Here is a 12,896-nt window from a genome sequence, read left to right on the forward strand (position 1 = left end):
GCCCTCCCCCCCGCCCCCCCCCCCCCCCCCCCCCCCCCGGCCGCCCCCCCCCGCCCCCCCCCCCCCCCCCGGCGGGGCCGGCGCCGCCCCCCCCCCCCCGCGCGGCGCCCCCCGACGGTCGGTGGTCCCGACCGCGTGTGGGGGAGCGTCAGCCGCGGGCGGCCCGCAGGAACTCCCGGTTCATCGCCGCGATGCTGGGCAGCGGGATCCCCTTGGGGCAGGCGGTGGCGCACTCGCCGGTGTTGGTGCAGCCGCCGAAGCCCTCGGCGTCCATCGCCGCGACCATGTTCCGCACCCGGGAGGCCCGTTCCGGTGCGCCCTGCGGGAGCACGTTGAGGTGGACGACCTTGGCGGAGGTGAAGAGCATCGCCGAACCGTTCGGGCAGGCCGCCACGCAGGCCCCGCAGCCGATGCACTCGGCGTGCTCGAAGGCGGTGTCGGCGGCCTCCTTGGGCACGGGTGTGGCGTGCGCCTCGGGGGCGCTGCCGGTCGGGGCGGTGATGTAGCCGCCGGAGCCGATGATCCGGTCGAAGGCCGAGCGGTCCACCACCAGGTCCTTGACCACCGGGAAGGCGGCGGCCCGCCACGGCTCGACGTCGATGGTGTCGCCGTCCCGGAAGTGCCGCATGTGCAGCTGGCAGGTGGTGGTCCGCTCGGGGCCGTGCGCCTGGCCGTTGATGACCATGCCGCAGGCGCCGCAGATGCCCTCGCGGCAGTCGTGGTCGAAGGCGACGGGCTGGTCGCCGCGGGTGATCAGCTCCTCGTTGAGGGTGTCGAGCATCTCCAGGAAGGACATGTCCGGGCTGATCCCGCTGACCCGGTAGGTGGTCATCGACCCGGGTGCGTCCGGGCCCGCCTGGCGCCAGATGCGCAGGGTGAGGTTCATGCGTAGCTCCGCTGGGTGGGGTGGACGTGGTCGAAGTCGAGCGCCTCGCGGTGGAGGACGGGCGCCGCGCCGGTGCCGGTGAACTCCCAGGCGGCGGCGTACGAGAACTCCTCGTCGCGCCGGGCGGCCTCGCCGTCGGGGGTCTGGCTCTCGGTGCGGAAGTGGCCGCCGCAGGACTCGGCGCGGTGCAGGGCGTCCAGGCACATCAGCTCGGCCAGCTCGAAGTAGTCGACGAGCCGGTTGGCCTTCTCCAGCGACTGGTTGAGCTCCTGCCCGGTGCCCGGCACCTTGATCCGGCGCCAGAACTCCTCGCGCAGCTGCGGGATCCGCTCCAGGGCCCGGGTCAGGCCGGCCGCGTCGCGGGCCATCCCGCACTCGTCCCAGAGCAGTTCGCCGAGTTCCCGGTGGAAGGAGTCCGGGGTGCGGTCGCCGTCCACCGCGAGGATCAGGTTGAGCCGGTCCTCGACCTCGGCCGTGGTCCCGGCGAGCACCGGGTGGTCGGCCGGCACGGCGGGCAGCGGGTTGCGGGCCAGGTAGTCGTTGAGGGTGGGCGGCAGCACGAAGTAGCCGTCGGCGAGGCCCTGCATGAGGGCGCTGGCGCCGAGCCGGTTGGCACCGTGGTCGGAGAAGTTGGCCTCCCCGATCGCGAACAGGCCCGGGACGGTGGTCTGCAGGTCGTAGTCGACCCAGAGCCCGCCCATCGTGTAGTGGATCGCCGGGTAGATCCGCATCGGCACCCGGTACGGGTCCTCGGCGGTGATCCGCTCGTACATCTCGAAGAGGTTGCCGTACCTGGCCTCGACGGCGTCCCGGCCCATCCGGCGGATCGCGTCGGCGAAGTCCAGGTAGACGCCCTGGCCGCCGGGGCCGACGCCGCGGCCCTCGTCGCAGACGTTCTTGGCGGCCCGGGAGGCGATGTCGCGCGGCACCAGGTTGCCGAAGGACGGGTAGATCCGCTCCAGGTAGTAGTCCCGCTCCTCCTCGGGGATCTCGGCCGGCGCCCTGGTGTCGCCCTGGGCCTTGGGCACCCAGATCCGGCCGTCGTTGCGCAGCGACTCGCTCATCAGGGTGAGCTTGGACTGGTGGTCGCCGGAGCGCGGGATGCAGGTCGGGTGGATCTGGGTGAAGCACGGGTTGGCGAAGTGCGCGCCGCGCCGGTGCGCCCGCCAGATCGCGGTGGCGTTGGAGTTCTTGGCGTTGGTGGAGAGGTAGAAGACGTTGCCGTAGCCGCCGCTGGCGAGGACGACGGCGTCGGCCGTGTGGCTGCGGATGTCACCGGTGACCAGGTCGCGGGCGACGATGCCGCGGGCCCGGCCGTCGACGACCAGCAGGTCCAGCATCTCGGTGCGCGGGTGCATCTCCACGTTCCCGGCGGCGATCTGCCGGGAGAGCGCCTGGTAGGCGCCGAGCAGCAGCTGCTGGCCGGTCTGGCCGCGGGCGTAGAAGGTGCGGGAGACCTGCACGCCGCCGAAGGAGCGGGTGTCCAGCAGGCCGCCGTACTCGCGGGCGAACGGCACGCCCTGGGCCACGCACTGGTCGATGATCTCCACCGACACCTGGGCGAGCCGGTGCACGTTGGACTCCCGGGCGCGGAAGTCACCGCCCTTGACGGTGTCGTAGAACAGCCGGCGGATCGAGTCGCCGTCGTTGCGGTAGTTCTTGGCCGCGTTGATGCCGCCCTGGGCGGCGATCGAGTGGGCGCGGCGCGGGGAGTCCTGGAAGCAGAACTGGACGACGTGGTAGCCCTGTTCGGCGAGGGTCGCGCCGGCGGCGCCGCCGGCCAGGCCGGTGCCCACGACGATCACGGTGTGCTTGCGCCGGTTGGCCGGGTTGACCAGCTTGGCGTCGAACCGCCGCTGGTCCCAGCGCTGTTCGATCGGACCGGCCGGGGCCCTGGTGTCGGCGATCGGCTCGCCGACGGTGTAGTCCTGGTAGCTCACTTCACCACTCCGGTCATCACGGCCACGGGGACGGACAGGAACCCGGCCGTCAGCACGAGCGCCAGGCCGTTGGCGGTCAGCTTCAGCGCCCGGTCCCGGCGGGCGTTGTTGGCGCCGAGGGTCTGCGCGGCGCTCCAGAAGCCGTGCCGGACGTGCAGGCCGACGGCCAGCATCGCGACGACGTAGAACACGTCGACGTACCAGCGGTCGAACGAGGCGACGACGTTCTGGTACGGGTGGCCCTCCTCGGCGGCCGGGTTCACGGTCAGCGTGGTCAGGTCGAGGATGTGCCAGACGATGAACAGCGCCAGGATCACCCCGCCCCAGCGTATGGTCCGGGTCGCGTAGCTCGCACGGCGGCGCTTGTGCGCGTACTTGCTCGGCCGGGCGGCGAGGTCGCGGCGGCTGAGCTGGTAGGCCGAGACGCCGTGCAGCACGACGGAGGCCAGCAGGCCGACCCGGGCCATCCACAGGAACCACGCGTGGCCCAGGAACGGCTGCCCGATGGTGCGCAGCCAGGCGGCGTAGCCGTTGATGTCGTCCGGGCCGAAGAAGATCTTGAGGTTGCCCAGCATGTGCGCGACCAGGTACAGCAGCATGACCAGTCCGGTGACGGCCATGACCGCCTTCTTGCCGACGGTCGACCGCCACAGCGTCGCCAGGGTGGACGGATGCCGGCCCGTCCGAGTCGCGGTTGTCATGGCTGCAACGGTAGGGACGGACCTCAGGGTGCGTCCAAGACATGATGCGGCTCGCAACGATAGGCACCGGCTATCGGTGCGGCCTATCCTGGTCGGGTGCAGCTCCAGCAACTCCGCTACTTCCTGGCCGTGGCCGAGACCCGCCACTTCACCCGGGCGGCCGAGGCCGCGCACGTGGCACAGCCGTCCCTCTCGCAACAGATCCGTTCGCTGGAAAGGGAGTTGGGCGCCGAGCTGTTCCACCGCACCCGGGGCAACATCGCGCTGACCGACGCCGGGGACGCCCTGCTGCCGCTGGCCCGGCGCATCCTCGCGGACACCGAGAGCGCCCGGCTCGCCGTCCAGGAGACGGTGCAGCTGCGGCGCGGCAGGGTCCGGCTCGGCGCACCGCCGAGTCTGTGCACCAGCCTGGTGCCGGACGTCCTGCGGGTCTTCCGGGACCGCTACCCGGGCGTGGCACTGGTGGTCCGCGAGGGCGGCTCGCGCGACCTGGTCCGCTCACTGGCGGCGGGCGAGCTGGACCTCGCGCTGATCATCACCCCGCCCACCGGGGAACACGCGCCCGCCCTGGCCGTCACCGAGCTGCTGCACGAGGAGCTGGTCCTGGTCTCCGCCGAGCGGCGCGCCCGGCGCAAGGCACGGGTGGCCGAGCTGCGGGACCGGCCGCTGGTGATGTTCCGGGAGGGCTACGACGTACGGGAGGCGACCCTGGCGGCCTGCCGGGCGGCCGGGTTCGAGCCGGAGTTCGCGGTCGAGGGCGGGGAGATGGACGCGGTGCTGGGCTTCGTCCGGGCCGGGATCGGGCCCGCCGTCGTCCCCGGCATGGTGGCGGCCCGTTCGGGCCTCGCGGTGACCCCGTTCGCCGGGCCGGGCCTGGGCCGCACCATCGCCGTCGCGCACGGCCACGAGGTGCCGCCCACCCGCGCCGCCGAGGCGCTGCGCTCCACCCTGCTGGCACACCTCCACGACGCCGCGCGGGCGGGCGAACTCCCGCCGGGCACCCGGCTGTTGCTGTCGTGAGGGTGGCGTATCAGGCGGTGGTCGGCCCGTCAGGCGGGCGTGTCGGGCGGGCGCGTCAGTCGGGGGTCGGCGCGTCGCCGGAGCGCAGGGTGAGCAGGGTGATCTCGCTCGGTGCGAAGACCCGGAAGGGCGGCCCCCAGAAGCCGGTGCCCCGGCTGGTGTAGAGCTGGGTGCGCTCCCCGTGCCGGCTGAGGCCGTGCACCACGGGCTGGTCGAGCCGGACGAGGAAGTTGAACGGCCAGATCTGGCCGCCGTGGGTGTGACCGGAGACCTGCAGGTCGATGCCGGCGGCAGCGGCCTGCGGGACGTACTTGGGCTGGTGGGCGACGAGCAGGACCGGACGGTCGGGGTCCGCCCCCGCCAGCGCGTCGACCAGGTCGGCGCGGTGTCCGACCAGGCCGGAGGACTCCGCGGTCACGTCGTCCACGCCGGCGAGGACGAGGGCGTCCCCACCGCGCTCCACCACGACGTGGCGGTTGTGCAGCGGCTCCCAGCCGAGGTCCGCCATGCGGTCCAGCCAGCCCTGGGCCTCACTGCCGTACTCGTGGTTCCCGGTGACGTAGACCTTGGCCAGCCGGGCCCGGATCGTGCCGAGCGGCGCGGACTGCTCCCGGCGCTGCGCGGGCGTGCCGTCGGCGATGTCGCCGGCGTGGACCACGACGTCCGCGTCGAGGGCGTTGACGGCCTCGGTGACCCGCGCCGACCAGCCCGCCCGGTCGATCGGCCCGTAGTGGGTGTCGGCCAGCACCACGACACGCGTCCCGTCCAGGCCCCCGCCGAGCCGGGGGAGACGGACGTCCAGTCGCTTCACCCGGGGCACGCGCATCGCCTCGTGGTGTCCCCAGCCCAGGAGCCCGGCGCAGACCACGGCGACGGTCACGGCCACGGCCCTGGCCCGGCCGACGCCGCCGACGTCGAGTCCGGCCAGCACGAGGTCCACCGAGCCGCCCAGCACCGACCAGGTGAACAGCACCCAGATCATCCCGAGGCTGGTGTCCGCGATGCGCGCGGCCCGGTCGGAGCGCCGCCGGCCGTGGCCCGCGACCATCAGGAAGGGGAAGGAGACCAGCCAGGCGGCGAACACGGCCGTGCCGGCCAGGAAGACCGGCAACGGCCAGTCGGCGCCGGAGGCGAACAGCGTCCACCACGGGGGGAGGCACAGGACCACGAGCACGAGGACCAGGACGGCCAGCCGCCGCAGCAGCGACCTCCGCGGCCGCGCGCTCCCGCTCCGGGTCGCCGCACCCGGGGCGGGCGCGGCCGGGGCGGGCGCGGCCGGGGCCTCGGGCCGGGTGGCGGTCGCGAGGGTGTCCGGTCCTCCGCGGTGCGACCGGAGGCCCGGCTCCGACCCGATGGATTCGCTGTCCGTCACTGCGCTTCCCCTCTCACGTCCTGTCCCCGTCCTCCATCATCCGGCACGCGGTGGGCGGGGTGACCGTCCGGGTCCGCGGGCCCCGCGCGGCCGGGTCGGCCGACGGCGGGCAGGCCGGTCCCCGTCGACGGACGGGCCGGCTTCCTGTGCAGGGGCGGCGACGGCCCCGACCGCTCGACGCGCCGGGCCGTCGCGCCCGCCGGCCTCAGGCGAGCCGATCGGGGATCGGCGCCAGGGTGTAGTTGGCCCACACGAAGGCGTCCATCTGGTGCTGGTCGCCGGACAGGTTGTGCACCCGGTCCACCTTGCCGTCGGCGTTGAAGTGCCAGACCAGCGCCCACATGGTGTCGACCTGGCCGACCCCCTGGGTGGAGAAGCCGCGGTGGATGTCGACCACGTACTCGTCGTTGGCCTCCAGGAACAGCGGCTCGGCCTGGAACCCGGCCTTGCCCAACTGGTTGAAGAAGGCCACGACCTCCTCCACGCCGCGCTTGGTGCCGGACAGTGCGTGGTGGCCGGGGATCGTCCACTCGATGTCGTCGGTGAGGACTTCCCGCATGCCGTCGAAGTCGTAGGCGGCGTAGGCGGCGAAGAACGTGCTGATGGCCGCGATCTTCGGGTTGGTGCTGGACACGATGGCGCTTCCTTGAGGTAGTGCGGAGTGTTCCATGACGTGATCGAGGCTGCCGGTCCCCGACCGGGCGGACCCGGCGGGCCTCCGGGCTTCCTGCCTCCGGGCTTCGTGCCTCCGAGCTTCGTGCCGTCGGGCCGAGGTCCCTAGGCGGCCGTGCCGGGGGCCGTGAGCCGGCCGGTCGGCACGTGCTGCGGGCCGGCGGCGCCGAGGACGGGGTCGATGCGGAGAACCGCGGTCGCGGGCGCGTGATGGAACAACCGGAAGAACCGGAATGAGTGGCACAACCCGTCGAACATGGCAATCCCCCCCGTAGAAGGCCAGGTCGGCAACGCATACGCCCACTAAAGCAACAAGCGGTTGCGTTATGCTCGGGAAGTCTTGCAGACCGGCAGAATCAAGCGCAACCGACTACTGCGACGGGGAAGTTGAGGCGATGGGGGCGGACACGGCCGGGTGGGGCGACGTCAGGCCCGGAGGCCGTACGGCCCGGACCCGGGCCGCGGTGTTCGCGGCCGCGCTGCAGGAGCTGGCCGAGCAGGGCTTCGACCGGTTCAGCACCGAGGCGGTGGCCGACCGCGCCGGGGTGCACAAGACGACCGTCTACCGGCGCTGGGGGACCAAGGGCAACCTGGTGGCGGCCGCCCTGGAGGACGTCCTGGACCCGACGTTCCGGCTGCTGCCCGACACCGCCGACCTCGACGGGTCGATGCGCGCCGCCGCCCGGGACTTCGTCGCGGCGATGGCCGGCCGGGCCGGGATCGCGACGGTACGCGCGCTGGTCTCCGGCGGCCACGCCTCGGCGGAGATCAGGGCGCTCGTCGACCGCTTCTTCGCCGCCCGGATCGCCCGGATCGACCCCGTCGTGCAGGCCGCCGTCGGCCGCGGCGACCTCCCGCCGGGCACCGACACCGCCCTGCTCGCCAAGCACGTCGCCGGCCCGCTGTACTACCGCGCCCTGGTCATGGCCGACACCCTCACCGAGGCCGACGCGGACCTGGCCGCCGCCAGCGCCCTGGCCGGCGCGCGCCTCGGCCTGTTCGCCCCGCGGCCCGAACCGGCCTGACGCGGCCCGAGCCGGCCTGACGGGGCCCGTAACGGCCCGGCGCCCGACGGGGATCGGAAGTCCCGCGCTGCTCAGCCCTTCTTCCGCAGCACCAGGTACTGGTCCGGCTTGAGCAGGTCCGTGCTGTAGTGGAGCGTGCCGTCCGACTGCATCGTGATCAGCCGGTAGATCGACCGGTCGGACATGCAGTCCGAACCGGGCGAGGAGCCGGTCGCCCGGGAGGCGTAGGAGACCCGGCTCTCGTCGGCATCGGTGAGCGTCCAGGCGCCTTCGCACCAGGTGCCGGTCTTCGGCGTCTCGGCGCGGATCCTGCTCTTCTCCTCACTCGGCGCCGACTGGACGATGGTGAGGGTGACGGAGGTGACGTCCCCGTTGGCGGCCTTGCGCTCGCCGACCCACGTCCCGAGGTACTTCGCGGGGATGATGCCCGGCCCCGGGTCGGTGGGGCTCGCGCCGGGCGAGGGGCTGTCCTCGGCCGGGTCGGTGCGGTCGCCGGTCGGCTGCTCGGGGCTCTTCGAGGCCGGGGCGGAAGGCGCCGTCGTGCCCCCGGCCGGGGCGGTCCGTCCGGCGTTCTTCGCGGCGTCCGGCCGGCCGTTCTCCAGCCACTGTTCGACCAGCAGGTATCCGCCGCCCAGCAGCAGTACGGCGACCAGCACGGCCGTCAGCACGCCGTAGCTCCGCCGGCCGCGTGGCTGCTGCGGGTACGGCGGGTAGCCCGGCACCGTGGCCGGTGCGGACGGCATCGGGACCGGTGCGGGGACCGGGGCCGGCGGGTATGCGCCGACCGGCCTGACCGGTCCTGCGGTCGGCGGGCCGTAACCCGGCGGAGGCGACGGACCGAACCCGGGCGCAGCGGGCACGCCGCCCCCGCCGGGTGCCGCCTTCGCCGCCTCGGCCGTCCGGGCCGCCGCCGCCACCTCCCGCACCGCCGCTGCCTCACGGGGCGCCCCGGCCCCCTGTTCCCCCTCCAGGTCCAGCAGCCGCACGGCACTGCGCCCGACCGCCGCCGCCAGCGCCGCCGGCAGCCAGTCCCCGTGCCCCAGGCGGGCGGCGGCCGTGCCGTCGACGTCCAGCCGTTGCCGCAGCTGTCCGGGTGTCGGGCGGACGGACGGGTCCTTGGCCAGGCAGTCACGGACCAGGGAGTGCAGCGGGCCGGTCAGCCCGGAGAGGTCGGGCTCCTCGTGCAGCACCCGGTAGACCAGGACCGGCGCGCCGACCCCGGAGCCGAACGGCATCGTGCCGGTGGCCGCGAACGCGAGCACCGCGCCGAGCGAGAAGACGTCGCCGGCCGGTCCGGCGGGCCGCCCGCTCGCCTGCTCCGGCGACATGAAGCCCGGCGAGCCGAACACCTGGCCGGACTGGGTGAGCACGGTGGTGGCGTCCAGCGCGCGGGCGATGCCGAAGTCGATCAGCCGCGGCCCGTCCAGGGTCAGCAGCACGTTCGACGGCTTGACGTCCCGGTGCACCAGCCCGAGGCCGTGCACATGGGCGAGCGCCTCGGCGAGGCCGACGCCGAGGGTGCGGACGGCCGGCTCGGGCAGTGGTCCGAAGTCCCGTACGGCGGTGGTGAGCGGGGGCCCGGCGACGTAGCCGGTGGCCACCCAGAGCTGCCCGCCGTCGGTGTCCGCGTCGAGGACCGGTGGCGTCCAGGTGCCGCCGACCCGTCGGGCGGCCGCCACCTCCTGACGGAACCGGGCGCGGAACTCGGGGTCCTCGGCCAGGTCGCGACGGACCATCTTGACGGCGACGGTCCGCCCGCCCGCGGTCCGGCCGAGGTAGACCCGGCCCATCCCGCCCGCGCCGAGCTGCCGCAGCAGCCGGTACTCGCCCACCTGCCGCGGATCGTCCGCTGCCAGCGGCTGCATGCCCACGCTCCCCTCGACGCCCGGCGCGGCCGTCCCCACCTCACGCGTCCGGACCAGACGCTATCGGTCCGGGACCATCCGTGGGACGGAATCGCGATCACGAAATGATCGTCAGATGAGCACAGCACACCCGCATGTGTCGACCCCGGGGCGTCGGCCCGCATCCGTCGCCCCTGCCGCGGACCGCGCCCCCGCCACCGCGGCCACGGAACGCCGGAGGCCCGGGGCAGCGGTGCCCCGGGCCTCCGGTCCGGCGGGTGATCAGGCCTCCGGAAAGGCGGGTGATCAGGCCGGCAGAACGGCCTCCAGCGCGGCGATCAGCTCCTCCGACTCCGGCTCGACGCGCGGCCGGATCCGGGCGGCGACGGTTCCGTCCGGCGAGATCAGGAACTTCTCGAAGTTCCAGGAGACGTCCCCGGCCTGGCCCTCGGCGTCGGCGACCTGGGTCAGCTGCCGGTACAGCGGGTGCCGGTCGTCGCCGTTGACCTCGATCTTCTCGAACAGCGGGAAGGTCACGCCGTACGTGGTGGAGCAGAAGGTCCCGATCTCCTCGGCGCTGCCCGGCTCCTGCCCGGCGAACTGGTTGCACGGGAAGCCCAGCACGGTGAACCCGCGCCCGGCGTAGCGCTCCTGCAGGCGCTCCAGCCCGGCGTACTGCGGGGTCAGGCCGCACTTGGAGGCGACGTTGACGATCAGCAGCGCCTTGCCCTTGTGGTCGGCCAGCGAGGTCGGCTCGCCGGTGAGGGAGCGCAGCGGGATGTCGTACAGGCTCACGGTGGTGGTCCTTTCGGCAGGTTGGCAGCGGTTTCCGCCCGGGCACACGGTAGCGGCCCCGGACGGGTCAACCGTGTCGGCGCCGCCGGTGTTCCGGACGCGAAGGGGGTGTGCGGAGCGGCTCGCACACCCCCTTCGCGGCAGGTCAGAGCGCGAGCGGCCGGATCGCCGTCGGCGCGTGCTCGGGCAGGGTGGCGAGCTCCTCGAACTCGTTGACCTTGTCGATGTCGCTGCCGCTCATCGCGATGTTGGTGACCCGCTCCAGGATCGCCTCGACCACGACCGGGACGCGGAACTCGGCGGCCAGCTTCTTGGCCTCCTCGAAGGCCGGCAGCAGGCCCTCCGGCTCGGTGACCCGGATCGCCTTGCAGCCCAGGCCCTCGGCGACCTTGACGTGGTCGACGCCGTAGACGCCCAGCTCCGGCGCGTTGATGTTCTCGAACTCCAGTTTGACCTGGAAGTCGATGTCGAAGTTGCGCTGCGCCTGGCGGATCAGGCCCAGGTACGAGTTGTTGACCAGCACGTGGACGTACGGGATCCGGTGCTGCGCGCCGACCGCCAGCTCCTCGATCATGAACTGGAAGTCGTAGTCGCCGGAGAGCGCGACGATCTGGCCCTCGGGGTCGGCGGTGGCGACGCCGAGCGCGGCCGGGATGGTCCAGCCGAGCGGGCCGGCCTGGCCGCAGTTGATCCAGTGCCGGGGCTTGTAGACGTGCAGCATCTGCGCGCCGGCGATCTGGGAGAGGCCGATGGTGGTGACGTAGCGGGTCTCCGGCCCGAAGGCCCGGTTCATCTCCTCGTAGACGCGCTGCGGCTTCAGCGGCACGTGGTCGAAGTGGGTGCGGCGCTGCAGCGTGGCCTTGCGCTCCTGGGTGGAGGCGGCCCACGCGCTGCGGTCCTTGAGCCGCCCGGCGGCCTTGAGCTCGCCGGCGACCTGGACGAAGAGCTCCAGTGCGGCCTTGGCGTCGGAGGCGATGCCGAGGTCCGGGGCGAAGATCTTGCCGATCTGGGTGGGCTCGACGTCGACGTGGACGAACTTCCGGCCGGCGGTGTAGACGTCCAGGCCGCCGGTGTGGCGGTTGGCCCAGCGGTTGCCGATGCCGAGGACGAAGTCGGAGGCGAGGAAGTTCTCGTTGCCGTAGCGGTGCGAGGTCTGCAGGCCGACCATGCCGGCGTTCAGCTCGTGGTCGTCCGGGACGATGCCCCAGCCCATCAGGGTCGGGATCACCGGGACGCCGGTCAGCTCGGCGAACTCCAGCAGCAGCGCGGAGGCGTCGGCGTTGATGACGCCTCCGCCGGCGACGATCAGCGGGCGCTCCGACTCCTGGAGCAGTGCGATGGCCTTCTCGATCTGGATCCGGTTGGCGGCCGGCTTGTAGACCGGGAGCGGCTGGTAGGCCTCGGGGTCGAAGTCGATCTCGGTCAACTGGACGTCGATCGGCAGGTCGATCAGGACCGGGCCGGGGCGGCCGGAGCGCATCAGGTGGAAGGCCTGCTGGAACACGCCGGGGACCTGCGCGGCCTCCAGCACGGTGGTCGCCGCCTTGGTGACCGGCTTGGCGATCGAGGCGATGTCGACGGCCTGGAAGTCCTCCTTGTGCAGCCGCGCGACGGGCGCCTGGCCGGTGATGCACAGGATCGGGATCGAGTCGGCGATGGCCGAGTACAGGCCGGTGATCATGTCGGTGCCGGCCGGGCCGGAGGTGCCGATGCAGACTCCGATGTTCCCGGCCTTGGCGCGGGTGTAGCCCTCGGCCATGTGGGAGGCGCCCTCGACGTGCCGGGCCAGTGTGTGCCGGATCCCGCCGGAGGCCTTGAGGGCGGCGTAGAACGGGTTGATGGCGGCGCCCGGCACGCCGAACGCGACCTCAACGCCTTCGAGCTTGAGGATCTCCACGGCCGCGCGGGCGGCTGTCATACGAGGCATCGGGTCTCTCCTGCGTCGGCCCGCAGTGGCTCGGAGGGCTCATCTCCTGAATTCCACCATACGGAAGAACGGTTTCTGTATGTGGAAACAAGGTAGGACGGGCCTCCTCGGGGCGTCAAGGGGGACTTCAACAGAATGTGGAAGCCTTGGGGCGCGAAGTCGGTGCGGGCGGATTCGCACGCCAGGACGGCATCCGCGCTGGTGTGCGCGGGGAAGCGGACGTTCCGCGCCGGGAAGCGCACCCGGTGTGCGGTGACCGTGAAGGGACGGTGCACGAGCCGGCCCGCCCCGCCGCCCTGGGTACCGTCGGTGGCACGCCGGGCCCGTGACGTCCAACTGAGGCCGCGGCAGGGGGGTTCGGGAACGCCGGGGGACGGGGGAGTTCCGTCGGCGGCCCCGTCCAGGACCAGCGCGCCCGGTCCGCCGCACCCGAGCGAGGGACGCACCCCCTGCCCGCGCCGACCCCCACTCGCCGCCGTGCCGCCACCCGCCGTCGTCCCGTCACTCTCCGCCGTCCCCGCTCCCGGTCCGGCGCACATCTCCTGCCGACCGGCGACCCGTGCGCGGGCGGGCGGGTGAGTGAGCGGCACGCCGACCCCGTACGGCGACCCTCCTCGTACGGCAACCCTCCTCGTACGGCAACCCCCGTACCGCAACGGCGTGCCCGCAGCGGCGGGCGCGCGGAAGGAACGTCCCCATGCGCTGCTGCACCCC

Annotated in this window: 10 protein-coding genes; 2 read left to right on the forward strand and 8 right to left on the reverse strand. The window is 73.3% G+C overall.

The genetic code is table 11. The annotated features are described in order from the left end of the window. Positions 1 to 148: 148 nt before the first annotated feature. From ACIRST_RS00005 to ACIRST_RS00015, 3 genes are read right to left on the reverse strand one after another with little or no spacing between them, the layout of a single operon-like run. On the reverse strand, positions 149 to 886 hold the full coding sequence (locus ACIRST_RS00005) for a succinate dehydrogenase/fumarate reductase iron-sulfur subunit (protein WP_350526378.1): 738 nt from the start codon (positions 884 to 886) through the stop codon (positions 149 to 151). After that, positions 883 to 2,826: a fumarate reductase/succinate dehydrogenase flavoprotein subunit gene (locus ACIRST_RS00010; RefSeq protein ID WP_350526377.1), complete on the reverse strand. Its 1,944-nt coding sequence runs from the start codon at positions 2,824 to 2,826 to the stop codon at positions 883 to 885. Before ACIRST_RS00010 ends, ACIRST_RS00005 begins: the two co-directional genes overlap by 4 nt. After that, the gene (locus tag ACIRST_RS00015; protein WP_402798616.1) at positions 2,823 to 3,527 is read right to left on the reverse strand and encodes a succinate dehydrogenase cytochrome b subunit; all 705 of its coding nucleotides are present in this window, start codon (positions 3,525 to 3,527) and stop codon (positions 2,823 to 2,825) included. Before ACIRST_RS00015 ends, ACIRST_RS00010 begins: the two co-directional genes overlap by 4 nt. Positions 3,528 to 3,623: 96 nt before the next feature. On the opposite strand from ACIRST_RS00015, the gene ACIRST_RS00020 reads away from it, so the two are divergent. Beyond that, complete coding sequence (locus tag ACIRST_RS00020) at positions 3,624 to 4,547, forward strand: LysR family transcriptional regulator (protein ID WP_402798618.1); 924 nt, start codon at positions 3,624 to 3,626, stop codon at positions 4,545 to 4,547. Between the two features lie 55 nt (positions 4,548 to 4,602). Here the strand turns inward: ACIRST_RS00020 and ACIRST_RS00025 are convergent, their stop codons facing one another. Further along, the gene (locus ACIRST_RS00025; RefSeq protein WP_402799363.1) at positions 4,603 to 5,751 is read right to left on the reverse strand and encodes a metallophosphoesterase; all 1,149 of its coding nucleotides are present in this window, start codon (positions 5,749 to 5,751) and stop codon (positions 4,603 to 4,605) included. A 373-nt stretch (positions 5,752 to 6,124) separates the two neighbouring features. Then, entirely contained in the window at positions 6,125 to 6,553 is a 429-nt protein-coding gene (locus tag ACIRST_RS00030; protein ID WP_350526374.1) for a nuclear transport factor 2 family protein, read from the reverse strand. A 433-nt stretch (positions 6,554 to 6,986) separates the two neighbouring features. Between ACIRST_RS00030 and ACIRST_RS00035 the strand changes: the two genes are divergently transcribed. After that, a complete protein-coding gene (locus ACIRST_RS00035; protein WP_350526373.1) occupies positions 6,987 to 7,616 on the forward strand; it encodes a TetR/AcrR family transcriptional regulator in 630 nt (209 codons plus the stop codon). Positions 7,617 to 7,687: 71 nt separating this feature from the next. Here the strand turns inward: ACIRST_RS00035 and ACIRST_RS00040 are convergent, their stop codons facing one another. The 3 genes from ACIRST_RS00040 to gcl form a co-directional block, all read right to left on the reverse strand. Further along, on the reverse strand, positions 7,688 to 9,481 hold the full coding sequence (locus ACIRST_RS00040; protein ID WP_402798620.1) for a serine/threonine-protein kinase: 1,794 nt from the start codon (positions 9,479 to 9,481) through the stop codon (positions 7,688 to 7,690). A 285-nt stretch (positions 9,482 to 9,766) separates the two neighbouring features. Continuing rightward, entirely contained in the window at positions 9,767 to 10,255 is a 489-nt protein-coding gene (locus tag ACIRST_RS00045; RefSeq protein ID WP_350526371.1) for a glutathione peroxidase, read from the reverse strand. A 145-nt stretch (positions 10,256 to 10,400) separates the two neighbouring features. After that, on the reverse strand, positions 10,401 to 12,173 hold the full coding sequence (gcl, locus tag ACIRST_RS00050) for a glyoxylate carboligase (protein WP_402799366.1): 1,773 nt from the start codon (positions 12,171 to 12,173) through the stop codon (positions 10,401 to 10,403). Between the last annotated feature and the right edge of the window lie 723 nt (positions 12,174 to 12,896).

This window comes from Kitasatospora sp. NPDC101447, assembly GCF_044767225.1.
GTDB lineage: Bacteria > Actinomycetota > Actinomycetes > Streptomycetales > Streptomycetaceae > Kitasatospora.

Coding starts and splice junctions, on each gene's coding strand:
- ACIRST_RS00005 (WP_350526378.1), bottom strand. CDS start 886: ATGAACCTCACCCTGCGCATCTGGCGCCAGGCGGGCCCGGACGCACCC.
- ACIRST_RS00015 (WP_402798616.1), bottom strand. CDS start 3,527: ATGACAACCGCGACTCGGACGGGCCGGCATCCGTCCACCCTGGCGACG.
- ACIRST_RS00035 (WP_350526373.1), top strand. CDS start 6,987: ATGGGGGCGGACACGGCCGGGTGGGGCGACGTCAGGCCCGGAGGCCGT.
- ACIRST_RS00040 (WP_402798620.1), bottom strand. CDS start 9,481: ATGCAGCCGCTGGCAGCGGACGATCCGCGGCAGGTGGGCGAGTACCGG.
- gcl (WP_402799366.1), bottom strand. CDS start 12,173: ATGACAGCCGCCCGCGCGGCCGTGGAGATCCTCAAGCTCGAAGGCGTT.